Origin of the sequence: Litorivivens sp., assembly GCF_041625495.1 — a bacterium.
Lineage (GTDB): Bacteria > Pseudomonadota > Gammaproteobacteria > Pseudomonadales > Spongiibacteraceae > Litorivivens.
This window is the reverse complement of the sequence record NZ_JBFJTH010000041.1, coordinates 1-25,929: the sequence shown is the minus strand read 5'-3', so window position 1 is coordinate 25,929 and position 25,929 is coordinate 1. Positions and strand designations below refer to the sequence as shown.

At 54.7% G+C, this 25,929-nt stretch carries 24 protein-coding genes and 1 pseudogene; 17 read left to right on the top strand and 8 right to left on the bottom strand.

The window, feature by feature from the left end; translation table 11 throughout:
- The 9 genes from ABYP39_RS06980 to ABYP39_RS06940 all read left to right on the top strand — a co-directional run.
- Positions 1-397, top strand: a 397-nt coding sequence (locus ABYP39_RS06980; protein ID WP_372781749.1) for an aldehyde dehydrogenase family protein, incomplete at its 5' end; no start/stop codon positions are given.
- Positions 387-1,832: an aldehyde dehydrogenase gene (locus tag ABYP39_RS06975; protein ID WP_372759401.1), complete on the top strand. Its 1,446-nt coding sequence runs from the start codon at positions 387-389 to the stop codon at positions 1,830-1,832. The genes ABYP39_RS06980 and ABYP39_RS06975, both read left to right, overlap by 11 nt.
- Positions 1,805-2,626, top strand: a complete 822-nt coding sequence (locus tag ABYP39_RS06970) for an alpha/beta fold hydrolase (RefSeq protein WP_372781747.1) — start codon at positions 1,805-1,807, stop codon at positions 2,624-2,626. Before ABYP39_RS06975 ends, ABYP39_RS06970 begins: the two co-directional genes overlap by 28 nt.
- A gap of 2 nt (positions 2,627-2,628) precedes the next feature.
- Positions 2,629-3,222 (top strand): isochorismatase family protein, encoded by a 594-nt coding sequence (locus tag ABYP39_RS06965; RefSeq protein WP_372781745.1) that lies wholly within the window; start codon positions 2,629-2,631, stop codon positions 3,220-3,222.
- A 101-nt stretch (positions 3,223-3,323) separates the two neighbouring features.
- Entirely contained in the window at positions 3,324-4,109 is a 786-nt protein-coding gene (locus tag ABYP39_RS06960; protein ID WP_372748269.1) for a GntR family transcriptional regulator, read from the top strand.
- Positions 4,110-4,186: 77 nt separating this feature from the next.
- On the top strand, positions 4,187-5,389 hold the full coding sequence (locus ABYP39_RS06955; RefSeq protein WP_372764878.1) for an FAD-dependent oxidoreductase: 1,203 nt from the start codon (positions 4,187-4,189) through the stop codon (positions 5,387-5,389).
- A gap of 20 nt (positions 5,390-5,409) precedes the next feature.
- Positions 5,410-6,075: an isochorismatase family protein gene (locus ABYP39_RS06950; protein ID WP_372748267.1), complete on the top strand. Its 666-nt coding sequence runs from the start codon at positions 5,410-5,412 to the stop codon at positions 6,073-6,075.
- 4 nt (positions 6,076-6,079) lie between these two features.
- On the top strand, positions 6,080-7,024 hold the full coding sequence (locus ABYP39_RS06945; protein WP_372748266.1) for a polysaccharide deacetylase family protein: 945 nt from the start codon (positions 6,080-6,082) through the stop codon (positions 7,022-7,024).
- Complete coding sequence (locus tag ABYP39_RS06940) at positions 7,021-7,959, top strand: polysaccharide deacetylase family protein (protein ID WP_372781743.1); 939 nt, start codon at positions 7,021-7,023, stop codon at positions 7,957-7,959. The genes ABYP39_RS06945 and ABYP39_RS06940 overlap by 4 nt, the downstream gene beginning before the upstream one ends.
- Before the next feature lie 76 nt (positions 7,960-8,035).
- Here ABYP39_RS06940 and ABYP39_RS06935 read toward each other — a convergent pair whose 3' ends face one another.
- Positions 8,036-8,968 carry a hydroxymethylglutaryl-CoA lyase gene (locus tag ABYP39_RS06935; RefSeq protein WP_372781741.1) on the bottom strand — a complete coding sequence of 311 codons (933 nt, stop codon included), beginning with the start codon at positions 8,966-8,968 and terminating at the stop codon, positions 8,036-8,038.
- A 119-nt stretch (positions 8,969-9,087) separates the two neighbouring features.
- On the opposite strand from ABYP39_RS06935, the gene ABYP39_RS06930 reads away from it, so the two are divergent.
- Entirely contained in the window at positions 9,088-10,287 is a 1,200-nt protein-coding gene (locus tag ABYP39_RS06930; protein WP_372748263.1) for a CaiB/BaiF CoA transferase family protein, read from the top strand.
- A gap of 12 nt (positions 10,288-10,299) precedes the next feature.
- Here ABYP39_RS06930 and ABYP39_RS06925 read toward each other — a convergent pair whose 3' ends face one another.
- The 3 genes from ABYP39_RS06925 to ABYP39_RS06915 form a co-directional block, all read right to left on the bottom strand.
- Positions 10,300-11,454, bottom strand: a complete 1,155-nt coding sequence (locus tag ABYP39_RS06925) for a hypothetical protein (protein WP_372748262.1) — start codon at positions 11,452-11,454, stop codon at positions 10,300-10,302.
- 134 nt (positions 11,455-11,588) lie between these two features.
- Entirely contained in the window at positions 11,589-12,209 is a 621-nt protein-coding gene (gene leuD / locus ABYP39_RS06920) for a 3-isopropylmalate dehydratase small subunit (protein WP_372781751.1), read from the bottom strand.
- A gap of 2 nt (positions 12,210-12,211) precedes the next feature.
- Positions 12,212-13,639, bottom strand: coding sequence for a 3-isopropylmalate dehydratase large subunit (locus ABYP39_RS06915; protein WP_372781739.1), 1,428 nt, complete (start codon positions 13,637-13,639; stop codon positions 12,212-12,214).
- Positions 13,640-13,771: 132 nt separating this feature from the next.
- Here ABYP39_RS06915 and ABYP39_RS06910 point away from each other — a divergent pair, with 132 nt between their 5' ends.
- Both ABYP39_RS06910 and ABYP39_RS06905 read left to right on the top strand, forming a co-directional pair.
- Positions 13,772-14,971 (top strand): CaiB/BaiF CoA transferase family protein, encoded by a 1,200-nt coding sequence (locus ABYP39_RS06910; RefSeq protein ID WP_372748420.1) that lies wholly within the window; start codon positions 13,772-13,774, stop codon positions 14,969-14,971.
- A gap of 2 nt (positions 14,972-14,973) precedes the next feature.
- On the top strand, positions 14,974-15,897 hold the full coding sequence (locus ABYP39_RS06905) for a hydroxymethylglutaryl-CoA lyase (protein ID WP_372748421.1): 924 nt from the start codon (positions 14,974-14,976) through the stop codon (positions 15,895-15,897).
- Between the two features lie 22 nt (positions 15,898-15,919).
- Here ABYP39_RS06905 and ABYP39_RS06900 read toward each other — a convergent pair whose 3' ends face one another.
- Both ABYP39_RS06900 and ABYP39_RS06895 read right to left on the bottom strand, forming a co-directional pair.
- On the bottom strand, positions 15,920-19,057 hold the full coding sequence (locus ABYP39_RS06900; protein WP_372748422.1) for an efflux RND transporter permease subunit: 3,138 nt from the start codon (positions 19,055-19,057) through the stop codon (positions 15,920-15,922).
- A 2-nt stretch (positions 19,058-19,059) separates the two neighbouring features.
- Entirely contained in the window at positions 19,060-20,301 is a 1,242-nt protein-coding gene (locus ABYP39_RS06895) for an efflux RND transporter periplasmic adaptor subunit (RefSeq protein WP_372748423.1), read from the bottom strand.
- Between the two features lie 228 nt (positions 20,302-20,529).
- Between ABYP39_RS06895 and ABYP39_RS06890 the strand changes: the two genes are divergently transcribed.
- The 3 genes from ABYP39_RS06890 to ABYP39_RS06880 all read left to right on the top strand — a co-directional run bounded on the left by ABYP39_RS06890 (position 20,530) and on the right by ABYP39_RS06880 (position 22,605).
- A complete protein-coding gene (locus tag ABYP39_RS06890; protein WP_372748424.1) occupies positions 20,530-20,988 on the top strand; it encodes a MaoC family dehydratase in 459 nt (152 codons plus the stop codon).
- Positions 20,989-21,094: 106 nt separating this feature from the next.
- Positions 21,095-21,937, top strand: a complete 843-nt coding sequence (locus ABYP39_RS06885; RefSeq protein WP_372763965.1) for a peroxiredoxin family protein — start codon at positions 21,095-21,097, stop codon at positions 21,935-21,937.
- Positions 21,934-22,605, top strand: coding sequence for an NUDIX domain-containing protein (locus tag ABYP39_RS06880; protein WP_372749427.1), 672 nt, complete (start codon positions 21,934-21,936; stop codon positions 22,603-22,605). The genes ABYP39_RS06885 and ABYP39_RS06880 overlap by 4 nt, the downstream gene beginning before the upstream one ends.
- A 57-nt stretch (positions 22,606-22,662) precedes the next feature.
- Here the strand turns inward: ABYP39_RS06880 and ABYP39_RS06875 are convergent, their stop codons facing one another.
- Complete coding sequence (locus ABYP39_RS06875; RefSeq protein ID WP_372749426.1) at positions 22,663-23,238, bottom strand: lytic transglycosylase domain-containing protein; 576 nt, start codon at positions 23,236-23,238, stop codon at positions 22,663-22,665.
- Positions 23,239-23,245: 7 nt separating this feature from the next.
- Positions 23,246-24,970, bottom strand: a complete 1,725-nt coding sequence (locus tag ABYP39_RS06870; RefSeq protein ID WP_372781737.1) for a proline--tRNA ligase — start codon at positions 24,968-24,970, stop codon at positions 23,246-23,248.
- Positions 24,971-25,056: 86 nt separating this feature from the next.
- Here ABYP39_RS06870 and ABYP39_RS06865 point away from each other — a divergent pair, with 86 nt between their 5' ends.
- The gene (locus ABYP39_RS06865) at positions 25,057-25,461 is read left to right on the top strand and encodes an HIT domain-containing protein (RefSeq protein ID WP_372749424.1); all 405 of its coding nucleotides are present in this window, start codon (positions 25,057-25,059) and stop codon (positions 25,459-25,461) included.
- A 228-nt stretch (positions 25,462-25,689) separates the two neighbouring features.
- A pseudogene (locus ABYP39_RS06860) lies at positions 25,690-25,929 on the top strand (integration host factor); the annotation flags it as partial.

Below are 25,929 nucleotides of genomic sequence, written 5' to 3'. Positions count from 1 at the left end.
GAGTGCGCTGCCGGATCTGGCTGGCTATTTTATCGCGCCTACCCTGATTACCGGGCTTGATGCAGCGCAGGCCAGCGAGGAGATCTTTGGTCCGGTTGCTACGGTGCATACCTTTTCCGATGATGCTCAGGCAGTTGCACAGGCTAACGGTACGCCCTTTGGCTTGGCAGCCTATGTGTTTGGCGCGGAGCCTCATGCGTGGACGGTCGCCAGCGGCATCCGTGCAGGTAATATCAAGATTAACGCGGTGAGCATGCTGAATCTGAACCCCATGGCCCCGCGTCCGGCCTGGGGGCTAAGTGGTCTCGGCGACGAAGGTGTTGTAGAAACCTTCGAGTTTTTCCGCGGTACCCGCATTATCGGCGTGGCCGGAAAACCGGAGTTAGATGATGCCTGACTTTCACAAAAGTGATCTGCTGATCGGCGGTCGTGACCAGAAAGCGCAGAGCGGTGAGTATTTTGATGTGCTCTCGCCGGCGACGGAACAGGTGATGGGCCAATCGGCCCGTGCCGGCAATGCCGACGTCGAACTTGCAGTTGCGGCCGCACGGCAGGGTTATCACGAATGGTCGGCATTAGCGCCGAAAGAGCGTGAAGCGACACTGCTGCGCGCCGCAGATTTGATGGCTACGACGGGGGAGCAGCGTTATCTCGACCTGCTGATGGATGAAAGTGGCTCCGTTATCAATAAAGCCCGCCACGAAATTTACTATACCGTTGATCTCTTGCGCACGGCTGCAGGCGAAGTACGTCGCCTCTATGGCGATACTTTTCCCAATGACAATCCAGCGCGTATGAGCATGGTATTTCGCGAACCTCTGGGCGTGGTTGGTATTGTGTCGCCCTATAATGCGCCGCTGGCACTGCTCGCGAAAATGACCGCCTTTCCACTCGCGGCGGGAAACAGTGTCGTCATCAAACCCTCGGAAGAAACACCCCTGATCGCCGTAGCCTTTGGCAAGCTGCTGGTAGAAGCCGGCGTGCCGGCTAATGCCGTCAGTGTCGTTACGGGTTTTGGTCAAGAGTGCGGTGCCCCCCTAGTAAGTCACAGTGGGGTTGATGCCATTGCGCTGACGGGCTCCACGGCCACGGGTCAGGTGATTGGTGCGCAAGCCATGCAGCAGATGAAGCGGGTGCAGCTGGAGCTGGGTGGCAAAAGCGCGCTGGTGGTGCTGAAAGATTTTGACCCGCAACAGGCGGCCGAGATTGCGGTGCAAGGCATGTTCAATCACGCCGGCCAGATTTGCATGGCCAATTCCCGAATTGTGGTTGAAGCACCTGTGTTTGATGCCTTCTGTAATGCCATGAAGCAGGCTTGTGAAAACCTCAAGATTGGCGATCAACGCGATACTGAATGTGTTTACGGACCGCTGATTAATCGTCGCGCCGTGGAGAAAGTCGAAGCCCACTTGAGTGATGCCTTGCAGCGTGGTGCCACCGTTCTCACCGGCGGCAAGGTGAAGCAGGGATTGGTGTTTGAACCCACGGTGCTGCTTGAACCGCCGCGAGACAGCAGCGCCTGGCGTGATGAAAGCTTCGGACCGATGACCAGTGTCGTCAAGGCGGCAGATTTCGACGAGGCAATCGCGCTGGCGAATGACAGTGAGTACGGTCTTTCGGCCGGCGTTCTCACCCGTGATATTCAGCTGGGATTTAAGGCGGCGCGTGCCATTCGCAGCGGCGCCGTGCACATTGGCATGCACGCTTTCCAGAGCAATGCGATGGCGCCTGTCGGCGGTCTCGGTTTATCGGGCATGGGTCGCAGCGGTGGCCATTACAGTACCGATGAGTTCACCGAGTTGAAATGGATCAGCGTGGAGTTAGGGCAGTGATCAGGCGCGGCTACTGCGATATCGATGGTGGGCAGATGCATTACCGCCAAGCGGGAAGCCGCGACAAATTGCCCCTGCTTTTACTGCATCAGAGTCCGAGCAGTTCTGTGATGTATGAAGCGCTGATGCAAGTACTGGGTGACGACTATTGGTTGCTTGCGCCCGACACACCCGGCTTTGGTCAGAGCGACCCACTGAGCGAACCGGTCTCGATTGTTGCCTATGCGCGGGCGATCCAGCAGTTCCTCGATGCGCTTAAGATTGAACAAGCGTTGGTGTTTGGTCATCACACCGGTGCGTCCGTTGCAGTACAGCTTGCCCACGACCATCCACAGCAGGTTGTGGCGCTGGCCTTATCGGGGCCAACCCTGCTGAGTGATGCCTTGAAGAATATATTGCCAGAAAAGGCCAAGCCATTTCCCTTGAGCGCCGATGGCAGTCACCTGTTGAGTATGTGGCAACGCATGCGTGATAAGGAGCCCGACGCGCCGCTGGCACTGACCCTGCGGGAAACGCTGTTGGGCCTGGCTGTGGGCGAGGCATACCCTGATGCGTATCGCGCTGTCATTGAGCAGCCTTTTGGTGAGCAGTTGCAGGCGCTGACTTGTCCGGTGTTGGTGTTTGCCGGTGACGGCGACCCTCTTTACGGGCAGCTTGACGCCGCATATGGCCTGCTCGCCAAGGGCGAAAAACAGGTTATACAGGGTGCGCGCACCTATGCCTGTGATCTCTATGCCAATGAGATTGGTGCGCACCTGAAAGCCTTTTTTTCGCGCGCGTGCAAAGGAAACTGACAATGGATCTGGAACGCAACAGTGTGGGTATTGGTCAGCGTCCGGCCCTGATACTGGTCGATATGATCAAGGGCTTTACCAGCTCTGCCTGTCCCCTGGGTACTGATTGCCCGGAAGTGGTCGCGGCGAACGCAGCGTTGCTGGAGGGTTTTCGCGCCCGCAATCTGCCGATATTTTTTACGACGGTGGTTTATCGAAATCCCGATCAGGCCAGCGTATTTCGCAACCGTATTCAGGCGTTGAACTGCCTCACTCCAGACTCTCAATGGGTGCAGGTTGATTCGGCGCTTACTCCGCGCGAGGGCGAAGCGCTTATCGAAAAGTGTTGGGCCAGTAGTTTTTTTGGCACCGACCTGGCCGTGCGCTTGCAAAGTTCAGGTGCCGATTCGCTGGTGGTAACCGGGCTCACGACCAGTGGCTGTGTTCGGGCGACGGTGGTGGACGGACTGCAGCACAACTACCCGGTGGTAGTACCGCGCGAGGCGGTGGGAGATCGCAACCCTCAGGCTCACGAAGCTAACCTGCACGACATGCACGCTAAATATGCGGACGTCATCGCCATGCAGGAAGTGCTGAATACCATTCGGGGTTTGTAAAAAGTAGAGGGCGAGATCACAATGTCTCTAAGCTATAATGATATAGCTTTTGGTTGGGCGGCGACGTTCGGCCCCGTGGGAGACAAGGAGATAACAAGATCATGAGCGCTATGGATCCGCTGTTCAGCAAACGCGATCTGGAATTAATGCAGGGTGATACACCGACCCCGCTTTATCACCAGATGTATACGCTGCTGAAGAGCCGCATTATGGACGGGACAATTGCTCACGGTACCCAAATGCCAACTGAGCAGCAATTGGCGGAGATGTTTGGTGTATCGCGTATTACCGCCAAACGCGCTATGGACGAACTCGCGGCCGAAGAGTTGGTAGAGCGCCGCCGTGGCAAGGGTACACATGTGACCCACCACTACGCGCCGGAGCCGGTACAGGCACCGCTGGTGGGTATGCTGGAGAAGCTGGCGAGCATGGGGCGCCACACGCGCGTCAAAGTGCTCGATGTGGAGAGGGTGGTACCACCAGGCGACATACGCGCCGAGCTCAAACTGGCGGCCGGTGAAAAAGCGCACCGGATAATTCGCGTGCGCAGCAGCGAAGAAGGAGAACCCTTCGCTTACTACATCAGCTGGACCGTTGGCATACAAAAGGGCTTTACCAAGCGTGAGCTGGAAAAAGGTGTACGCCTGGACATCATTAAAGAAAACGGGCTCAACCTGACAAAGGTGGAACAGTACCTTGGAGCGGACAAGGCCTCGTTGGAAGTGGCGCGGGAACTGGAAATGAAACCCGGCGAACCAACACTGACACTGGTTCGTCACTCCTATACCAGTGATGACAAACTGGTGGATATTCTGTATTGCCAGTACAACCCAAAACGCTTCCAGTATCGGATGAGTCTGAGTATGGATGAGTATAAAGGCGGCTAAACGTTCTCGGTAATACCCACGGCAGGCGGGGGCGGCCAGCGGGTTTTGCCAGTATAGACAATTAACGAGAGGCAACAATGCAACACAACAATCCGATTATCGTCGCCGGTTCAGGCCCCGCCGGCTCGCTGCTCACACTGTATCTGGCCCAGCATGATGTTCCGGTTATCCTGCTGGAAAAAGCCGATAGCCTGCCGATTGACCTACGCGCTTCGACCTTCCATCCGCCGTCACTGGAAATGCTGGCAGAGGTGGGACTGACCGACGAGATGTTTGCCAAGGGGCTCAAGGTCGATAAGTACCAGTATCGCGATCGCCGCACCGATGAGGTGGCGGAATTCGATATGAAGCTGATTGCGGATGAAACCCCGTTCCCGTTTCGACTCCAGCTTGAGCAGTATGAAATGACACATATTGTTGGGGAGCGACTAAAAGCCTTCCCGCATGTGCAGGTAAAGTTTGGACACGAAGTAATTGAAGCGCGCAATGTGGCGGATGGTGTCGAAGTCGATGTGCGTACAGCCGCCGGCAAAACAACGCTTAAAGGCAGCTTTTGTGTTGGTGCAGATGGAGCGTCGAGCAATGTGCGTAAGTCGGCGGCCATTGGCTTTGGGGGCTTCACGTACGATGAGAAATTTCTGGTTGCCAGTACGCCATTTCCCTTTGAAGAGGTGTTCGACAACCTGTCCTATGTGAATTACGTGTCGGATCCCGACGAGTGGTGCGTGATTTTGCGCACCGACAAGATATGGCGGGTACTGTGGCCAACGGAACCTGGCGACAGTGATGAAAAATTACTGTCTGACGACTTTATTCAATCGCGGTTGAAACACCTTTACGATAAAGGCGATGACTACGAAATAGGTCATCGTACCCTGTACAACGTGCATCAGCGCGTGTCGGAAACCTATTTTAAAGACCGCATTGTATTGGCGGGTGATGCTTGTCATATCAATAATCCGCTTGGCGGCATGGGGATGAATGGTGGCTTGCATGATGCTTTCAATTTGGCCCAACGGCTGGTTCGCCTTATGCATGATGGCGGAGATCATCTGGCAGAATTTGGGCAGTACGATCGTCAACGTAGAGAGCTGGCGGTAGATTTTGTGCAGAAGCACACTATCGAAAATAAAAAGCTCATGGAATCGACAGATCCGGATATTCAACAAAAACGGCAGGCCATGCTGATGGACACTGCGAGCGATCCCGTAAAGGCCAAGGCCTTTTTAATGGAGCGGGCCATGCTCAACTGCCTGCGAGACAGTCTTGCCGTGCAATAACGAGCGTTTGAGGAGGGGCTATGGAAACAACGACAAAGACCGCCAAGGAAATCTATCTTGAGGTAAAAGCCAATCCGGCGCGTAAACGCTTCGGCTTTGGTGAGAAAGCCATTCTGGTCAATATTGATCCGCAGAAGGCCTATACTCGAACCGACCTCTTTAAAACGGCCTACGAAACCGATCCGCGTCAGTTGGAGTATATCAACGAGCTGGCCAAACGCTTTCGCGCGATGGGCTGGCCAGTAGTGTGGACGCATGTGGCCTATATGGAGTCTGGTGAAGATGCCGGAATCTGGGGTACACGCACTGATACTCCAGATAGTTTGCAGAACATCAAATTTGGCTCTGAGCGAAGCGAATTCGATGACCGTCTCGAAATTGATGAGGTCAACGACGTCATATATCTGAAAAAGATGCCATCTGCGTTTTTTGAAACCCAGCTTCAGTCGCTGTGTGTGTGGCACAAGGTGGATACGGTTATCCTGACGGGTGGGTCAACGTCTGGCTGCATTCGGGCTACGGCGGTGGAATCCCTGTCACGCGGCTATCGCACCATTGTGCCCGAGGAGTGTGTGGCCGATAAGCATGAAAGCTACCATTACGCCAATCTCACTGACCTCTCGCTGAAATACGCGGATGTTCTCGGAGTTCAGGAAGTCTTTGATTGGCTAGACGCAAAGGGTTAAGAGCATGAAAGAAGACCCGGGGTTTTACGATTACTGGGCCTACCAGAACCGGCCAAAGATTGAATGGCCTAACGGTGCAAAAGTGGCGTTCTGGGTGGCACCGAATATAGAATTTTACGAGTTGAACCCGCCGGATAACCCCCATCGTAAACCCTGGCCGCAAGCGAGTCCGGCAGTGGCGGGTTACAGTATTCGCGACTATGGCAACCGTGTTGGTCATATGCGGCAAATGCAGGTGCTGGAGAAATACGGTGTGCGCGGTTCCATTTCGCTGAGCACTGCCCTGTGCGACCACCATCCGGAAATTATTGAGCTTTGCAAAGAGCGAGACTGGGAATTCTTCAGTCACGGTATATACAACACCCGCTATACCTATGGTATGAGTGAGGCCCAGGAGCGCGAGATGATTCGCGACTCCATGGAAAGCATCTACAAACATACCGGGCAGAAGTGCGCCGGTTACCTCGCACCGGCGTTGTCTCACTCCGAAAAAACCCTCGACTTGTTTGCCGAAGTAGGCAGTGAACTGTTTGGCGATGAGGGGGGCATCTATACCTGTGATCTTTTTCACGATGACCAGCCCACACCGATACGTTTGCGCAGTGGCAAAAAGTTTGTCTCGATCCCTTATTCGCTTGAGATGAATGACACCATTGCCTATGTGGTAAACAAGATTGAGCCGCGCCGCTACGGCCAGAACATTAAGGACAACTTCGATCGCTTGTATCAGGAGGGCGCGGACAGCGGCACCATCATGTGTATCCCCACCCATAATTATCAGGTGAGCTGCCCGCATCGGCTTAAAGCCTTCGAGGAAGCTTTGGAATACATCACCGGCCATCCCGACGTGTGGGTGACGACAGGGCGTGAGATAGCGGAATTCTTTATTGAAAACTACTATGACATCGCGCTGGCGGATATTGCAGCGAAACAGGAAGGTGCCGCATGAGTCTGGATACTTCATCGTTGGATAAGAGCTATCTGGAATATTCCGAACGCAGCTATGGCATGGATCACGACCGCTATGACTGGTCTATGCTGACCGAGCGCAAGCCTGTTCAGTGGCCCAGCGGCAGTAAATTGGCACTGTGGGTGAATGTGGGTTTGCAGTTTTTCCCTCTGAATCAGCAGGGAAAGCCTTTTAAGGTGCCGGGCGGAATGACGATGCCGTACCCGGACTTGCGACACTACTCCCTGCGCGACTATGGCAATCGCGTCGGTATTTACCGCTTTCTGAAAGCCTTTGATCGCTATGGTGTAACGCCGACGTTTGCGGTCAATAGCCGCCTGGCCGAACGCACGCCCTATCTCATGGATGTATTGAAGGAGCGTGGCGAAGAAATTCTTTGTCACGGCGAGCATATGGATGCGCTGCACTACGGCGGGCAGGACAAAGCCGAAGAGTCGGACCAAATTGAGCGAGCACTGGAAAGTTTGCGCAAACTCAGTGGTCAGAATGTTCGGGGTTGGATTTCACCGGCCAAAAGCGAGTCGGCCAATACCCCGGATCTGCTCGCTGCAAATGGTATCGAGTATTTCTGTGATTGGGTGAATGACGATATGCCCTATAGCTTTCGTACCGAAAGTGGCGAGCTTATCGCCATGCCGCTTTCCACCGAACTGGAAGACTTTTTCGTGATCCAGAATAACGGTCATTCAGAGGGAAGCTGGGTAGAGCAGGTGTGTGATGCCTGTGACTTTTTGTTGCACGAAGCAAGCGAGCAGGGTGGCCGGATTCTGGCGTTGAATATTCACCCCTGGTTGCTGGGGCAGCCGCACCGAATCGCACGACTGGAAAAGGCGTTGGACTATATTACGTCGCAGGATGGGGTCTGGAGTGCCGGGGCGGGAGAAATTCTGGAGTGCTGGAAGGCTCAGCAGTAATCCCATCACCCTGACCTTGGCTTCAAGTGGCAGGGTGGATTTTTCTCTCTGAAGAAAAGAGGGGGGCGGCGAGCGGTCAGCTCGCTCGTGCAAAACCCTTCGGTAGTCCGGCTTCCGGGGTAAATCCGTACATCTCTTCGTCCGGCAGTGCCTGCTGTACCAGTTTCCGTACTGCCAGCAGCTTTTCAATATCAATTCCGGTTTTCAGGCCCATCGCCTCCAGCATAAACACGAGGTCTTCCGTCACGATGTTACCACTGGCGCCGGGCGCAAACGGGCAGCCGCCGATGCCTCCCAGAGAGCTGTCTATCGTGGTCAAGCCGATATCCACAGCGGCTAACGCATTCGCCAGTCCCTGACCGCGGGTGTTATGCAGATGCACACCATTTAATTTTTCGCGACCGCAGTTTTCCCAGATTCTTTTGGTCAAACGCTTTAGCTGAGCGGGGTTGCCGTAGCCGGTGGTATCCGACAACCCTACTTCATCTACGCCCAACGCCACGGCTTTAACGGCCAATTGAACGACAAGATCTTCAGACACAGGCCCCTCAATCGTACAGCCGAAAGCCGTTGAAAGGCCTACTTCAAATTTTGGCCGATCTGCCTCGGGCAGTTCTCGAATACGCTGCACTATGCGGTCGATTTCTTCCAGCATCTGTACGTGGGTGCGCTTCACATTTTTCAGACTGTGAGTCTCGCTGACTGACAGGGGGATGGAAATTTTGTGGGCACCGGCAGCAATAGCATTCTCGGCCCCGCGCAGGTTGGGCACCAGGGCAGCGACTGCCAGACCCGGTATAGTGCGCGCATAGCTGACGATTTCAGCGGTATCGGCCAGCTGTGGAATCACGCTGGGCGGAACAAAAGAGCCCACTTCAATCTCCGGTACGCCGGCGGCGGCTTCTGCTGCTATCCAGGCCTTTTTGTCCTCGGTGGACATGATGGATTTGATGCTTTGCAGACCGTCGCGGGGACCTACTTCGCTAATTTCGATATCGATGTTTGTCATGTAGGGATAAACACGCCTGTTGAATCAAAAGATATAAAGATATAACATAATAGCAATTGTAGCTCGTGTGGCTGGCAAATACCACCCGCACAATACCCAGAACAAGACAGGTGAATCGCGTGACTGAACAAGCCAATCTGCCGTTGTCCGGTATCAAAGTTGTTGAATTTACCCATATGGTAATGGGGCCGACCGTGGGTCTGATACTGGCCGACCTGGGCGCTGAAGTGATCAAGGTGGAGCCGCTGAAGGGCGATAACACGCGTCGCCTGATGGGGTCCGGCGCCGGCTATTTCCCGATGTACAACCGTAACAAACAGAGTTTGTGTATCGACCTGAAAAATGACAAAGGTCATGCAGCGGCGCAAAAGTTGATAGAAGGTGCGGATGTGCTGATTGAGAATTTTCGGCCCGGCGCGATGGACAAACTGGGCTTTGGTTACGAGGCCATGAGCGAGAAAAACCCACAGTTAATTTACTGCTCGCTAAAGGGTTTTCTCGATGGTCCCTACCAGCATCGTACGGCGCTTGATGAAGTCACCCAAATGATGGGCGGGCTGGCGTACATGACCGGTTTGCCCGGGAAGCCCATGCGTGCGGGTTCATCGGTTGTTGATATCGCCGGCGGTATGTTTGGGGTAATAGGGGTGCTTGCCGCGCTGGAAGAACGTCACCGAACGGGTAAAGGGCAGGAAGTTAAAAGCTCGCTGTTCGAAAGCACGGCCTTTATGGTGGGGCAGCACATGGCTCAGCAGGCTGTGAGTGGCAATGAGCCCAAGCCGATGTCGGTACGTACCTCCGCCTGGGCGGTTTACGATATTTTTGATACCGCCGATGGCGACCAAGTATTTGTCGGCGTGGTGAGTGATACCCAGTGGCGGTTGTTCTGTGAAGCCTTTGAGCTGACCGAGTTTGCGCAGGACAGCACCTTGGATGGTAACACTGAGCGCGTGAAGCAGCGCGAGCGTATTTTGCCGGTAATACGCGAGCGTTTCTCGGCTTTGAGTAAGGAGGCGCTGATGGCCAAGCTGGACCAGACGGGCCTGCCTTTCGCGCCGATTAACAAGCCCTCGGACTTGTTCGATGATGTGCACCTGAATGAGTCAGGTGGCCTGGTAGATGTGACCTTGCCGCACAATGGTGAAAAAACCAAATTACCTGGACTGCCGGTACATATGGGTGGTCGGCGTTTTGCCTTGCGTCAGGATTTGCCGAAAGAGGGTGAGCACTCGCGCGCGGCGCTGGCGCAGGCGGGGCTCAGCGAGTCGGATATCGAAGCCTTGCTGGCTGATGGAATTGTGAGAGCAGGTGGTCAGTAACTCACCTGCTGTCTAGATTTCCGGTGGGTTGAACAGACGTTTCAGAATTTCAAACTCCTTGACCAGGCTCATGCGCGGTGAGTCTTGGGGCAGTACCCAGGATTGCAGCGTCCAGGCACGGTGTTCGTTGTTCCAGCCGAGCTTGAAAGTTTTGCGGTCTTGATCATCCGGGTCAGACACTGTCACCGTGGCGACCTTGCCGCCGGAAGAAAAGCGGATGCTTTCGATATTCTGGCCGGACTGCAGGCCGCGGCAATAAAAACGGTCTAGAGGCTCTACGATAACCACCATGCCCAGATAACTGTGGATAAATTTCTCGTCCCAGAAGGTTTCTCTGGCGCGAGGTTTGGGGCGGGCGGCCCGACAATCAGCCATAGCCGATTCGAATTGCTGGGTGTTTCTCGCTATTTCGGTTTTCTTCTCGATCACGCGCAGCGCCAGTTCGCTTAATCTCAGCACTTCTGATGCGTTAGGATTTACTTGCTGAAGTAGTTGACCTAAAGCGTGAATTTCCTCCAGATATTCTCTGTCGCGCAGCGCCGGTGTTCGGCTTTTAAGCGATTGGGCAAGTTGGTTGTCGGTGTGCTGTGCGTGTTCTGAAATCGCCGCGTTAATTTTTGCGCGAAAAGGTTCCTCGACGCACAGTGGCATGCCTGGCAACTCAGGTGTTGCCAGTAGTGAGGCTTCCATCTCAGCAGCACGGGTTGTCATGCTCCGCTGGTAGTTGAGCCATTGTGCGGTCGAGTTAATCGGCCTCTGCGTACTTGCCAACAAACTTTGCAATTCGTGCTCGCATACAGCGCGTTGATAGTCGCGCAAACTGCTTGTCAGTGCGAAATAGCGAAAGCGGGTTTGCATAACCATTGCTGCGGGTACGCGGGGAGGCGAGTAGTTTCCCTGGGCTTGGAATAGGCTGTCATTCTCGAGGGCAGTAGCAATAAATGCTCGCTCATTGCTCAGCAGCGATAGGTAGCCCACAAAGTTGGGCGCTGACTGTTCAATTGTGTCCTGAAAGCCTTCCATTTGCTCAAAGAAGGCTCTCCATTGTGGCGCGCTTGCGGTGTATCCGGCTTGTTCTATGGCGCGTAATTGTGCGCAGCCTTGCAGGAGAAGCGCCAGTCCCAAGATGAGCGTGGCTTTGTAAATTATTCTGTTGCCGATAGTCATTCCCGGCTCCGTTAGCGGATTTTGGCGCGTTTCGTTTGCGTGGCACTAAAAGTATAACGGAAAGCGACCGGGTAACGAATGTGGAATTCAGTCGAGGCTTCTTAGTAAGCGCCGATGTTTAGATGGGTAAGTGCTTAAAGGTAGGCCCAGCTGCGACGTTTTCGATCCTCTTTTTCAAAGGCGTCAATCTGCGTCTGGTATTGCAGGGTGGCACCGATTCGGTCCAGTCCGTTTAGTAGCATATCGCGCGCATCTTTTTCGATCGTAAATGCAAAGCAGTCGCCCTGAGGGGTGCAGACCTGCTGTTGTTGCAGATCGACGCGCAGTTTCTGCTGTTGCGGAGATGCTTCAATGGCCTGCGCCAGACGGCGGATGGTAGCTTCGGAGAGCACCACCGGCAGCAGGCCGTTGCCAATGCAGTTGTTATAGAAAATCGAACCGAAGCCCGGTGCGATAATGGCCCGAATACCGTATTCCGCCAGCGCCCAGACAGCGTGCTCTCGGGACGATCCGCAGCCGAAGTTGGGTCCGCCAAGCAGTATGGTGGTGTTTTCGTAGGGAGGCGTGTTGAGGATGAAGTCAGGATTGATTTCACGACTGCCGGGGAGCTTATAGCGCCAGGCGGCGAACAGCCCCTCGCCGAGCCCCTGTTTGGAGACCAGTTTCATTTCTCGCGAAGGAATAATGGCGTCGGTGTCGATATTAGCCTGTAACATCGGAGCAGCAACACCGGTGTGAACAGTAAAGGGCTCGATACTCATAGCTGATGCTCCCGGCGGGTAGGGGCTTGTTCTGTCAGCATTTGCCTTGGGTCAGTGATGGCGCCGGCCACTGCTGACGCGGCAACCGTCAATGGGCTGGCTATATGGGTTTTGACGCCGGGCCCCTGTCGATTTTCAAAGTTACGGTTTGTTGTAGACACTACGCGCTTGCCAGCACCAAAGGTTTCGCCGCCGGCGTAAAAACACATGGAGCAGCCCGATTCGCGCCATTCAAACCCGGCGCGCTGGAATGTCAGATGTAGCCCTTCCGCTTCGGCAGCCCGCTTTACCTGTGTAGAGCCGGGTACGCACACTGCCGCTACGCCGGGGGCGATGTGTTTGTCTTGTAGAAACTCAGCCACCGCGCGCAGATCGCTGAGCCGGCTGTTGGTGCACGAGCCGATAAACGCAGCATCAATGGGCGTGCCGGCAATGGGTGTGCCGGGTTTAAGCTTGATGTAGTCGATGGCCTTTTGCATGTAGGCGCTTTTCTCTCCGATCGGTGCGGGGATGGAAGCGTCTACAGCAATCGTCTGTTCAGGATTAATTCCCCAGCTGATCGCCGGTGCTATGGTGCTGACGTCGATGGAAATTTCGCGATCAAACACGGCGTCGTCATCGCTGCGTAATTGTTGCCAGTAGGCTACGGCTTTGTCCCACTGCTCGCCTCTGGGGGAAAAGGGGCGATCACGGACATAGTCGATGGTTTTCTCATCCGGGGCGATCAGACCGCTGACAGCGGAAAATTCTACGGCCATATTGCACAGTGTCATCCGCTGTTCCACATCCAGTGCGCGGATAGCGCTGCCGGCAAATTCCACCACATAGCCTGCACCGCCGTCTGCGCCGTGCTGGGCGATCAGATGAAGAATCATGTCCTTGGCGGTGACGCCGAAGCCGAGTGTACCTTCGAAATTTACCCGCAGGGTTTTCGCTATACGCAATTCCAAGGTGCGTGTTGTTAACGCGTGTTCTGCCTCTGTGGAGCCAATTCCCCAAGCCAGTGCACCCAGGCCGCCGAGCGTGCACGTGTGGCTGTCGGGGCACACCAGGGTCAGGCCTGGCAGGGCAATGCCCTGTTCGGCAGCCACGACATGGGCAATGCCCTGATTCTCATCGCGCACGTCGAACAGATGAATGCCGGCGTGATGTGCTTCCTTGCGGGTTGCCTGAATAAACTGGGTGCCTGAGGGCATGAGGGTCTCGTCGCCGCGCCCGGGGAAGGTATCGACGATATGGTCCATGGTGCAGAACACCTGCTGCGGACGAGCAACCTGGCGGCCGCTTTCCTGCAGGCTTTGAAGGGCAATGCTGCCGGTGCGCTCGTGCAGAAAAATGCGGTCTATATAAATCAGTCGGCGGCGGTCGCCCAGATCAATGGCGCTGTGGTCGCTCAGTATTTTTTCTATCAGGGTGCTGCCCATAGTCTCGCGGTCACCTTGCATGCGTGATGCTATGCTAGCATAATAAGCTATAAAGTAATAACATTATATCTTTATGGCGTTACATGGCAAGTCCAGCGCCGAACACCCTGATAGTAAGGAAAGGGCAAACTGATGAACAAACCACTTGCGGGCATCCGCGTCCTCGATCTGACACATATGCTGTCCGGCCCCTTTTGTACCATGACCCTGGCTGATCTCGGGGCAGACATGATCAAGGTGGAACCGCTGTCCGGTGAAGGTACCCGTAAACTGCTCGCCACCGATCCGCGAAACTCCATCGACGGTATGGGTGCTTATTTTATTACGCTGAATCGCAACAAGCGCACGATGTCGATGGATCTTAAAACCGAGCGCGGTCTGGAGCTGTTTTATGAGCTAGTGGCCAAGTCTGATGTTGTCATCAATAATTTTGCCGCGGGTGTGCCATCCAAGCTGAAGATAGATTACGAGCACCTGTCCAAGATCAACCCGAAAATCATTACCTGCTCGATTACCGGTTTTGGCGAGCAGGGACCGGGCGCTAAGCGTCCGGCCTTCGACCAGGTAGCGCAGGCCTTTGGCGGTGGCATGTCCATTACTGGTGAAGATGCCGCTCACCCCATGCGCGCTGGTATCCCCATTGGCGATCTCGGTGGTGGCATGTTTGGCATTATGGGTGTATTAGCCGCGTTGGTAGAGCGCGACCGGTCAGGTGTTGGGCAGCACATTGATATTTCCATGCTGGATGTGCAGATTTCGCTGCTTAACTATATGGCGACCATGTATTTCCTGTCAGGTGATGACCCTCACCCGATAGGCAACAGCCATTTTGTTCATGTGCCTTACAACAGTTATCCCACTGCCGATGGCCACTTGGTGATCTGCGTGATTACCGACAACTTCTGGCAAAACCTGAAACAGGTGGTTAACTGTCCGGGTTTCGATAAGCCCGAATACGATGGCCAGCCCGGCCGCCTTGCCGACAAAGCGTACATTGATTCCACTTTGGCAGATATCTTCAAGCAGGACACCACCGATAACTGGCTGACCAAGCTTAACGAAAAGCGTATTCCGGCGGCGCCGGTAAACACCTTTAGTCGGGCGCTGGCAGATGAGCAGGTGCAGTATCGCAATATGGTGGTTGAACTTGGTCACCCGTCTGGCAAATCCACCAAAGGTCCGGGTTGCCCAATCAAGCTGTCACGCACCAATGAAGAGAGTTATAAGCCGGCTCCTTTACTCGGTGAAAATACTGATGAGCTGATGCGTGAAGTACTGGGTTACGACGAAGCCAGTACGGCTGAACTGAAAGCGAGCGGGGTGATTGGTTAGTGATGAAAGAAAAAATAATCATCAATGACGTAGGGCCGCGTGATGGACTGCAAAACCAGGAAAAGATTCTTACGCCGCAGGAACGCGTTGCGCTGATTGAAAAGCTGATAGAGGCGGGCGTGCGCCATATTGAAGTTGGCGCGTTTGTATCTCCCAAGGCAGTGCCGGCGATGGCGGGAACAGATCTGGTGGCGGCTCAGTTACCCGTCAGTGACAGTTCTGGTGAGCCGTTTGGCTTCTCCGCATTGATCCCAAATCGCAAGGGTTACGACCTTGCTAGGGCGGCAGGCATCAACACAATGGGGCTGGTAATCGCGGCCAGCAATACCATGAATGAAAAGAACGTGCGCATGACTACCGAACAGGCGCTGGCCGTTTGTGAGGATGTGCTGGCGCAGGCAAAGTGTGATGGTGCAAATGTGGTTGCCTACGTTGCCACTGCTTGGGAGTGTCCATTCGAAGGCATTGCCGACGAACAGGCAGTGATCGAGATTACCGGCAAACTGTTCGACTATGGTGCGAGTGAAGTGATACTGGCCGACACCATTGGGGCGGCCTCCCCGGGTCAGGTGAAATCACTGATGACCAAACTGGTGGCTGCTTATGGCGCAGAAAAATTGTCATGCCATTTCCATGACACTCGAGGTATGGGGGTTGCTGATGTGTATGCGGCCGTGGAGTGTGGCATTCGCAAATTTGATGCGTCTATTGGCGGTCTGGGTGGGTGCCCGTTCGCGCCGGGCGCCTCGGGCAATGTGGCCACAGAGGATGTGGTATTGATGCTCAATCAGATGGGTTTTGACACGGGTATCGATCTGCTGAAGCTGTCAGCGGCTGCGGATCTCGCGGCTGAGCTCACGGGCAATTGCGACGGCGGCCACGCGGGGCGCTGGATTAAGCGGCAGATAGAAAAAGCCGCAGGCTAGCGGCGGCTCGTTATCCAGGGTGTTAGCTGGTAGCGGTTTCCACTTCCAGCGGCTCTTCCCTGGTTCCCAGAGTTTTGACATCCTCAAGGATTACGTAGAGGCAGGGAATCAGTACCAGCGTGATTACGGTGGCGAAAATAATGCCAAAGCCAAGTGATACCGCCATCGGAATCATAAATTGCGCTTGCACGCTGGTTTCTGCCAGCATCGGCGCCAGACCGAAAAAGGTGGTCAGTGACGTGAGCATGATGGCGCGATAGCGCTGGGTGCCGGATTGCACTACCGCTTCTATGACGGGCGTGCCATTGGCGATTGCACGGTTGATAAAATCCACCATGATCAGGCTGTCGTTCACGACCACGCCGGACAGGGCAATAATGCCGAAAAACGACATCATATCGATGGGTAGCCCCATCACCAGGTGGCCTACCAGTGCGCCGATAATGCCGAAGGGGATAACACCCATAATGATAAGTGGCTGCAGATAGGACTTTAGTGGCACCGCAAGCAGTGCATAGATGCCAAACAATGCCAGCGCCATGCCGACAAACAGGCTGCCGAAGACCTTGTTGGACTCTTCCGTCATGCCGTCTACCTTGAAACTCAGTCGTGGATATTTCTGGGTCAGCTGTGGCAGAAAGTTATCTTTCAGGTCGTTAGCGATGTCGTCGGGAGAGGCGTATTTGCGATCGACCGCCGCACCGACGGTGACTGCGCGTTCGCCATCTATTCGAGTAACCTTGGTAAAGCCGGGCTCGATGTTAGCGTCAGCGAGAACGGTGAAGGGAATGGTTTCGCCATTGCGGGTGCTGAGGTAGAGGTTTTCCAGGTCCGAAATGGCGCGACGCTCGTCGCGGGGCAGACGCACCATCACTTTGACTTCATCGTTACCGCGCTGCATGCGCTGGGCCTCGACGCCATAGAAGGCGTGTCGCACCTGAGTGGCAATATCTGAAAGTGTCATGCCAATGGAGTCCGCCATGGGTTTGGTGGTAAGCACCACTTCGTCCTGCGAAACTTCTGCGCTATTGCGAATATCGTAGGCGCCGTCGTAGGTTTCCAGTTTGGCGGCAAACTCTTTGGACGCAGCTTTAAGGGTGTTGTCGTCGCTGCTGATCAGCTTGAACTGAACATCCTGTCCGCCGCCCATATCTTGCGCGGTTGAAACCGAAATGACCCGGGCGCCGGGCACATTGCCGATCTTGTCGCGCCAGAGTTCGGATAGTTCATCACTTTGCAGTGTACGTTCTTCGGCTTTGGTCAGCTCTGCCATGAAATTCACAAAGCGACCGTCATAGGCATAGGCAAAGACGTGTTTGACCAGGCCATTCTGGTTGCCGGTGTTTTCTATATATTCGTTATTGACCGCTTCAAGCGCGGTGGCGTACTGACGGTAGCCAGCCAGTAACTGTTCTTCGGTGGTGCCCTCTACCATCTCCAGTGAGGCCTGAACAAAATCGTTGGGCAGTGCTGGCAGGAGTACCAGACGAACAAGCCCCCCTGCTACCAGGCCGACTGCGAGAATCATGGCCGCCACAAATACCGATGTAGTGATGTAGCGTGCGGCGATGGCGCGAATCAGGAAGGGCTGGTAAATGGTGCGAATAAAGCGTTGCAGGATGCCATTACAGGTTTGTTGCAGACGGGTAGTCAGCGCGAAAAACCCCTTGCTGGAAGGCTTGGAATGAATCAGATGCGCTGGCAGGATCAGCTTTGATTCGATAAGCGAAAAGCTCAGGCAGCACAGAACGACCCACCCGAAAGAGGCCGGGAACGGCGCGAATACCCCTTGGGCAAACAAGGTTGGCAAAAATGCCATGATGGTCGTCAATACACCAAAGGTTGCCGGGGTTGCTACGCGCTTAGCACCCGCGATAATCGAGTCGGTGCTATGGCCGTACTTTTCAGAAAAGTTGCCGGCACTCTCCCCGATAATAATGGCATCGTCCACCACGATTCCTAACACCAATATAAACCCGAACAGACTGATCATGTTCAGGCTGATATCGATCATCGGTGTGCTCATCATGGCAAATGTACCGAGGAAGCACAGCGGCAAACCAACCATGACCCAGAACGCCAGTTTGATATCGAGAAACAGCGTGAGCACGATAAACACCAGCAGCGCACCCATGCCCAGGTTTTTCAGCATCATGGACAGCCGGCCTTCCAGGTAATAGGTGGCGTCGGCCCAGTAGTCGATATTGACGCCCTGAGGCATCTGATTGCGTTTGCGCTCTACATAGGCCTTTGCAGCATTGGCAACTTCCAGCAGGTCTTGATCGCCAACGGCGTACACGGTTACGCCCATGCTGAAACCGCCATCGAACAGCGAAAACCCGGTGGATTCTTCAAAGCCGTCGTTAATGGTGGCGACGTCGCCCAGTGTGAGCCGCGTACCGTCCGGAAAGTTGATTAATGGAATGCGCTCAAATTCGTGCTGCTGATAGGCCTGACCTTTGGTGCGGAGCATGATCTCGCCGGTATCGGTTTTAATGGCGCCGCCGGGCAAGTTGAGAGATGAGCTGCGAATCGCACTGGCAACATCGGCCAATGTCAGGTTGTATTTCAGCAGGGTTGCTTCGGGCACTTCAACTGACACTTCGTAGTTGCGGCCGCCAAACACTTCAGCGACACGAATTTCCGGCAGCTGCAACAATTCGTTTTTTACCTGGTCGACCAGAGATTTCATATCTCGTTCGGAAAGGTTGCCCCATATCTGGATGTTGGCCGCGTGTTCGTGAAACTCCAGATGCTTGATGATGGGTTTTTCAGCTTCTGCCGGGAAAGACGATATGCCGTCGACAGCGCTTTTGACTTCGTCTAGCACCTTGTCGATGTCGGCTTCTTCGTCCACGCGCAGGGAGATCATTGCAACCGACTCCTGAGAGACAGTCTGAACCTTTTCCAGGTCATTAATGTCTTTCAGGGATTCTTCGATTTTCAGCGCGATACCCTGCTCGACTTCTTCGGGAGAGGCGCCGGGGTAGGGTACGGTAATTTGGATGGTGGCTGATTCAAACTTTGGCTGCATGACCTTGGGCAGCGTGAGCAGTGCGGCGCCGCCAGTGCAGAAAATCAGGATCATCAGCAGATTGGCGGCCACAGAGTTGCGCGCGAACCAGGCAATCAGACCGCGCTGGGTATCGATACCTTCCATTGTTACACGCCTTTGTTGGTTGCGCTGCGCTTCTCACGCGTGACGGATTTTTCGCTGAGCAAGGTGCTGGTTTTGATCGAGCTATTCAGTAACACCTGCGTGCCAGCCACGGCGAAGGGGGCAGAAGAGAGGGAGACCCGTTCACCGGATTCCAGGCCCTGGTAGATATACGCCAGCGCGCCATCAGTTCTGAGCAGCTTCACCTGGCGGTTGATGAGGCGGTTACTGTCATCGACTACCCACACCTGGTTGCCTGTGCGAAGGATGTGGCGGGGCAGTACGACGATATCGGAGATGGTCTTGCCGGCTATGTTGGCCTGCACGAAGGTGCCTATCCGCAGCGGTGCTTCACGCGGGGTTTTCAGGCCGTAGGGATCATTGATTTCCGCCACGGCGAACAGTACTCGACTGCGTTCGTCCAGAACGCCCTCTGTGCGTACCAGTTGTGCCTGCCATTCGTGGATCTGATCACCTTGCGTTGTACTCAGGGTGACAGAGGGCGCTGTTGTGAGATCGCCGTTGATGGCTGGCAGGTTCACATAGTTGAGGCGGTCGTCTGGAATGGGCAGCCGAACCTCTGCTACATCGACGGCGAAGGTCTTGCCGAGTTGGGTGCCTAGCGTGACGTACTGACCGATATCGACCTGCTTTTGCTGAACCATGCCCGCGTAGGGCAGGCGAATGGTCGTGCGATCCAGATCATCCCGGGCGCGAATCAGGTCGGCTTCAGCTGAATCGAGTCTGGCTTGGGCTTCGGCCAGTTGCGGTTTGCGCTGTGCCAGTGCGTCGGCTTCACCATTGCGTTTTACACCGTTGGAAAACTTGAGCCAATCGCGATAGGCCACTTCGGCGCGCCCTTTTTCAAGCGCCAGGTTGCTGCGGGCGCTGGCGACAGCGGCTTCAGCGCGTTTGAGTTCTGCGCGGTAGTCGCGATCATCAATTTGCAGCAACATGTCGCCGGCTTCAAAAAAACCACCGGCTTTGAATTTGGGAGAAACCTTCACTACCCGCCCGCCCACTTCGGCGATGAGAATGGTCTGGGTCCGTGGGCTAATGGTGCCCTGGGATGACACCGAGACGGGTACGTCCTGCTTTACGACTTCGGCGACGTCTACGACCAGCGGCGTGGCTTCAATCTCGACTTTTGCCGGCTCCGGACGGTTTAGATAGAGGGTCACGGCGCCCGCTATGGCCAAGCCGAGGATAACGGCTGAGATGAAAAAACTCTTGAACAATTGGCCCACGGGACGCTCTCGGAAAAATTCATTTTAATACAGTGCGTTATAGCACGGTCAGCAGGGGTGATCATTACCGGAGGCTTACCGACTAATTACCGCTTGCGCAGGCTATTGTACGCGCTATTGCGAGGCGGTGCCGCTGTTAGGCTGGAATGGCAAAAACGGACGATATTCGCTATTAGGTGCCGGTGTTATAGTGCTGCCCATCTGAAAAACAGCATATAGGAAGGGAGCATGACCAGAGTTTTCAAACACCCGGCCGACCTGAAGGCCGCCGCTGGCGAACATCTTGGTTACAGCAACTGGCTGGAGATTGACCAGAATCGCATCAACCTTTTTGCCGAAGCAACCGGTGATCACCAGTGGATTCACGTTGATCCAGAGCGCGCCAAGGACGGGCCTTTCGGTAAATGTATCGCGCATGGCTATCTGACCCTGTCGCTGGTGAACCAGTTTCTGCCAGAAATCATCGATGTGCAGGGGATTTCCATGGGCGTGAATGTTGGCTGCGAAAAAATCCGCTTTCCGTCTCCGGTGCCTGTCGGCTCCAAAGTCCGGGGCAGTGGTGAGCTGGTGTCGGTCGACGAAGTAAAAGGCGGTATTCAGTCGGTGGTGCGCGTTACCGTTGAGATAGAAGGGCAGGATAAACCCGCCTGTGTGGTGGATACCATCAGCCGCTACTTCCCTCAATAGTCCGGCATATTGGGGATGTCTGCGGCGCGCAGCGGCGCCGCAGACAATTGGCAATAGCCCGCACAGTCGGGAATAATGAACCCATAACGATAATAGGGGCTGGCCGATGCATTCGCTGAAACGCTATTTTGTAGTGCCTTATCTACTCGCTTGCATGTTAAGCAGTGCACATGTGCTGTGGGTGCTCGTTGCGCTGCGGCCCGCAGACCCTGCTTGGTATGGCGCGGCACTGGCGCTTTGGCCCATGCTGGGCTTTATGATTTACCTCGGCGTTTTTTCCCGTGCGCGTACTTCAGCGCTGATGCCCTGGCAGCTCGGGGCGGTTGCGTTGGCTGCAGTGATCAGCTTATTGGGCGAGCGGCCGGCACTGGCCATGATTTATGTCTGGTTGCTCGGCGTGGTTGGTGTGGTCGCCTATGTGTTCTGGTATTCCCGCCTAGGGCGCGATCCTAATCGCGTGCTGGTTAGAGGTGAGAAACTTCCGGCGTTCGAGTTGGAGGATATGGAGGGCAATGCGATATCTTCCAGCAAATTCCTAGGCCGTAAGCTGTTGCTGCTGTTTTATCGGGGCAACTGGTGCCCTTTGTGTGTTGCCCAGATTAAAGAAATCGCTGGGCAATACCGCGAGCTGGAGCAGCTTGGGGTGACGGTTGTGATGGTCAGCCCTCAGCCCCACAAGAAAACCCGCGAATTGGCTCAAAAGTTTGATGCGCCCATGCAGTTTTGCGTGGATCGTAATGCTCGAGCAGCCAAGACACTGGATATCTTCCATCGAAACGGCATTGCTGCTGGTGTCGGAGGCTACGGGGCCGATACGGTGCTTCCCACCGTGATCATGACCGATGAAGAGGGTCGCATTCTTTATTGTGACCTGACTGATAATTACCGTGTAAGACCTGAACCCGCCGAGTTTCTGGCGGTATTGAATGGCGGAGCTGCAAACGCATGACTGATAAGCCCCTGATTCGACCTGCTGCGACATTGGTATTGCTGCGCGAGCAGGCCAACACACTTGAAACCCTGCTGCTGCGTCGTAAAAGCAAAAGCGGAAAGGGGGCGTGGGTATTTCCCGGTGGGGTGGTGGAAAAGCAGGATGCCAGCTGTGATAACGAAGAAATTGCGGCCCGTGCGGCTGCTGTGCGAGAGACGCAGGAAGAAGCAGGCATTGAAGTCGCGCCTGAGTCGCTGCAACTCATTTCTCACTGGACAACACCTGATGCACCGGAGGTGTCTAAAAAGCGTTTTTCTACCTGGTTTTTTCTCAGTGCTCAGTCAGTCGGCGAAATCGTGGTAGATAACCAAGAGATCGATGCCTATCGTTGGTGTGCGCCGGCTCAGGCGATTGACGACCACCGGGCGGGTGAACTGAAGATGCTGCCTCCGACCATTGTTACCCTGACTGAATTGGCCGCCTGCCGCACCACCGCTGAGGCAGCAGCCTTCTATCAGCAGCGCCAGGTGCCTTATATTGAGCCGCGAATAACTAGCGTTGATGACACAATCTGTATGCTCTACGCCGGAGATGCGGGATACGAAATTGGCGATGGGTCAGTACCGGGCGCGCGCAATCGCTGTTGGCTGGAAGGCCATAGTTGGCGTTATGAATTTCAGGGGTAGGCGCACTGGCTCGTAGCTAGTGCTCCTGACCCGCGAACGCTAGCTGTCTATCACAAGTTACAAATTTCCCGCACGCCAGCGACGGTCCCAGGCGTCCATTACGCGCCGTGGATACCAGTATTTTCCATAGCTGCCGTTATAGCGTGCCAGCGCATGCATCAGGTTACCTTTTTCCTTTTCCACATAGAATTGCAGAATCCGGCAGCCATAGCGCAAATTGGTGTAGGGATCGGTGAGGTTGTCTTCGGGGCGACCAATTTCGTTTTTCCAGAAGGGCATTACCTGCATCAGGCCCTGGGCGCCAGCGCTGGACACGGCGAACCGGTCAAACGCACTTTCCACTTCGATCAACGCCAGTACCAGGTCCGGTTTCAGATTGGCTGCCTGCGCTTCCTGGTGCACTGCGCGCAGCAGATCCAGGCGGTGTTGGGGATCGTCGATGAAGCGTTCGAGGCGGCCCGACATATCCAGCAGCCAGACTTCTGCGTCGAAGCGGTCTTTGAAGCTACTGGCTTCGTTGATGGTATCTAGCAGGAAGGCGCGTAGCTCAGCGCCTTCCTGTGTGTCCGGTGATATCTGCGCCTGCGCGGCCCCTGTTAGTGCCAGTACAAGCGTCAGAAACAGTCTGGACAAGGAGCGGCTACGCAGCAGCCAGTTTTTCCTTAATAAAGCTAACAACATTGGTCAGGCTTACATCCTCGTTAGCATCGGCGCGGCGATGGCGGTATTCCAGTGTACCTTTTTCCAAACCGCGATCGCCAATAACGATGCGGTGGGGAATGCCCATCAGTTCGATGTCGGCAAACTTCACGCCGGGGCGTTCATTGCGATCGTCCATCAACACGTCGATACCGGCAGCGCTGAGTTCCTGGTAGAGCTTTTCGGTCGTCTCTTTTACCTGTTCGGATTTCTGCATATTCAGCGGCACGAGTGCCAGCTGGAAGGGGGCAATGGCGTCTGGCCAGATAATGCCCTGAGCATCGTGGTTCTGTTCGATGGCGGCGGCGACAACGCGGGTCACGCCAATACCGTAGCAGCCCATGGTCACGGTCGAGTCTTTACCGGACTCATCCAGTACTTTGGCGTTTAAAGCTTCGGAATACTTCAAGCCCAGCTGGAATATGTGCCCTACTTCGATACCGCGCTTGATCGATAGCGTGCCTTTGCCGTCCGGGCTCGGATCACCGGCTTCAACATTACGGATGTCGGCTGTTTGTGGCAGTGCGCAGTCGCGTTCCCAGTTGGCCCCAGTGTAGTGATAGTCATCCTCGTTGGCACCGCAGACAAAGTCGGTCAGGGTAGCGGCGCTGCGATCAACAATGACCGGCATTGATAAACCAATGGGGCCGATCGAACCGGCGCTGCAACCAAGCGTTTTCTTTATATCTTCTTCGCTGGCCATCGTGAGCGGAGCCAGTACGCCGGGCATTTTCTCGGCTTTGACCTCATTGAGTTGATGATCGCCGCGCAGTACCAGCGCTACCAGCCCCGCTGCTTCACCTTCGTCGTTAACCCCTTTGACCAGCAGCGTTTTCACTGTGCGAGAGGCTTCCACTGCCAGTGCTTTGCAAACCTCCTCAATGGTTTTTACTGCTGGAGTCGATACCTTGCTCAGCTCTTGGCCCGGTGTTGTGCGCTCACCCAGAGCTACCGCCTCGGCCATTTCGATATTGGCGGCATAATCGCTGCTGTCGGAGAAAGCGATATCGTCTTCTCCGGAATCGGCCAGTACGTGAAATTCGTGGGAGCCGGTGCCCCCGATTGAGCCGTTGTCAGCAATAACCGGGCGAAAATCCAGGCCAATCCGATCGAATATGGCGCAGTACGTGCGGTACATCAGTTCGTAGGTATCTACCAGTGATGCCTGGTCCAGATGGAAGGAATAGGCGTCTTTCATGATGAATTCGCGCGAGCGCATGACGCCGAAGCGGGGGCGAATCTCGTCGCGGAATTTGGTTTGAATCTGATAGAGGTTAATGGGCAGCTGTTTATAGCTGCGGATTTCGTTGGCCACCAGGTGCGTGATGACCTCTTCATGTGTTGGTCCCAGGCAGAAATCGCGGTCGTGGCGGTCTTTAATTCGCAGCAATTCCGGGCCGTATTGCTGCCAGCGCCCCGAGTCTTCCCAGAGTTCAGAAGGTTGCACCACGGGCATTAGCACTTCCAGTGCGCCACTGCGGTTCATCTCTTCGCGGATGATGGCTTCGACCTTTTGTAGTACCCGAAGGCCGGCCGGCAGCCAGGTATACAGCCCGGAAGCGAGCTTGCGAATAAGTCCCGCGCGCAGCATAAGTTGGTGGCTGATAACCTCTGCGTCGGCAGGGGTTTCCTTTTGGGTGGCAATAAGAAATTGACTGGCTCGCATGGGACTCTTAGCCTTGCTGAATAAATTTGCCGCATTTTACACGCTTCCCCTATGCGATTGTTAGGGGCTGACCAGCAGGAGATGAGATGTTTCAACTGGATGAGCGATTGGCTGCCGACACGGTAGTGCTGGGTGACTTGGAATTGTGCCGGGTATTGTTGATGAATGATGCCCATTATCCGTGGGTGATTCTGGTGCCTCGGCGCGACAATTTGCGGGAAATCTATGAAATGTCGGATGCGGACCAGCAGCAATTACAGATGGAGTCGAGTTGCGTTGCTGAGCGTATGTCGGCGCTATTTAACGCTGAAAAAATGAATATAGCGGCATTGGGTAATATGGTTCCGCAATTGCACTTGCATCATATTGCCCGCTTTACCGACGATGCCGCTTGGCCAAAACCGGTGTGGGGTGTCGTGCCTGCAAAGCCTTATTCAACAGATGAAATGAAGGAGCGTGTGGCTGCGTTGCAAAAAGCCCTGTTTGACTGAAATTGAGCAGTGTTTTTTCAAACGCTGCTGTGAACGGCGCTTATTAGACGCAAATAGCTCAAAATTTAATCCTTTTTTTCCGAAAAACCCTTGTATTGCAGTGCGGGATGGCTTATATCTTCGGCAGGCTCTATATATGCAGTGTGAAATCACCTGATAGCACCCAGTATGAAGGCCTAACGACCTGTCGGGAAAACCTACTCAAACAACAAAACGGAAAGTTCACATATGGCGAAGAAAGCTGCTCCCAAGAAGAAAGCACCGGCCAAGAAAAAGGCTGTTGCTAAAAAAGCACCTGCCAAGAAGGTAGCTGCTAAAAAAGCACCCGCTAAAAAGGTAGCTGCGAAGGCTCCCAAGAAAGCGACTGGACCAATCAAAGAGAAAATGACCAAGAGTCAGATTCTCAATGAGATTGCCACAGCGACCGAACTGAACCGCAAGCAGGTATCTGCGGTGATGGACGAGCTG

What these genes read in the sequence shown, in the direction of transcription:
- ABYP39_RS06975 (WP_372759401.1), top strand. Translation starts at nt 387, where the DNA reads ATGATGCCTGACTTTCACAAAAGTGATCTGCTGATCGGCGGTCGTGAC.
- ABYP39_RS06970 (WP_372781747.1), top strand. Translation starts at nt 1,805, where the DNA reads ATGGATCAGCGTGGAGTTAGGGCAGTGATCAGGCGCGGCTACTGCGAT.
- ABYP39_RS06965 (WP_372781745.1), top strand. Translation starts at nt 2,629, where the DNA reads ATGGATCTGGAACGCAACAGTGTGGGTATTGGTCAGCGTCCGGCCCTG.
- ABYP39_RS06960 (WP_372748269.1), top strand. Translation starts at nt 3,324, where the DNA reads ATGAGCGCTATGGATCCGCTGTTCAGCAAACGCGATCTGGAATTAATG.
- ABYP39_RS06955 (WP_372764878.1), top strand. Translation starts at nt 4,187, where the DNA reads ATGCAACACAACAATCCGATTATCGTCGCCGGTTCAGGCCCCGCCGGC.
- ABYP39_RS06950 (WP_372748267.1), top strand. Translation starts at nt 5,410, where the DNA reads ATGGAAACAACGACAAAGACCGCCAAGGAAATCTATCTTGAGGTAAAA.
- ABYP39_RS06945 (WP_372748266.1), top strand. Translation starts at nt 6,080, where the DNA reads ATGAAAGAAGACCCGGGGTTTTACGATTACTGGGCCTACCAGAACCGG.
- ABYP39_RS06940 (WP_372781743.1), top strand. Translation starts at nt 7,021, where the DNA reads ATGAGTCTGGATACTTCATCGTTGGATAAGAGCTATCTGGAATATTCC.
- ABYP39_RS06935 (WP_372781741.1), bottom strand. Translation starts at nt 8,968, where the DNA reads ATGACAAACATCGATATCGAAATTAGCGAAGTAGGTCCCCGCGACGGT.
- ABYP39_RS06925 (WP_372748262.1), bottom strand. Translation starts at nt 11,454, where the DNA reads ATGACTATCGGCAACAGAATAATTTACAAAGCCACGCTCATCTTGGGA.
- ABYP39_RS06915 (WP_372781739.1), bottom strand. Translation starts at nt 13,639, where the DNA reads ATGGGCAGCACCCTGATAGAAAAAATACTGAGCGACCACAGCGCCATT.
- ABYP39_RS06910 (WP_372748420.1), top strand. Translation starts at nt 13,772, where the DNA reads ATGAACAAACCACTTGCGGGCATCCGCGTCCTCGATCTGACACATATG.
- ABYP39_RS06905 (WP_372748421.1), top strand. Translation starts at nt 14,974, where the DNA reads ATGAAAGAAAAAATAATCATCAATGACGTAGGGCCGCGTGATGGACTG.
- ABYP39_RS06900 (WP_372748422.1), bottom strand. Translation starts at nt 19,057, where the DNA reads ATGGAAGGTATCGATACCCAGCGCGGTCTGATTGCCTGGTTCGCGCGC.
- ABYP39_RS06890 (WP_372748424.1), top strand. Translation starts at nt 20,530, where the DNA reads ATGACCAGAGTTTTCAAACACCCGGCCGACCTGAAGGCCGCCGCTGGC.
- ABYP39_RS06885 (WP_372763965.1), top strand. Translation starts at nt 21,095, where the DNA reads ATGCATTCGCTGAAACGCTATTTTGTAGTGCCTTATCTACTCGCTTGC.
- ABYP39_RS06880 (WP_372749427.1), top strand. Translation starts at nt 21,934, where the DNA reads ATGACTGATAAGCCCCTGATTCGACCTGCTGCGACATTGGTATTGCTG.
- ABYP39_RS06870 (WP_372781737.1), bottom strand. Translation starts at nt 24,970, where the DNA reads ATGCGAGCCAGTCAATTTCTTATTGCCACCCAAAAGGAAACCCCTGCC.
- ABYP39_RS06865 (WP_372749424.1), top strand. Translation starts at nt 25,057, where the DNA reads ATGTTTCAACTGGATGAGCGATTGGCTGCCGACACGGTAGTGCTGGGT.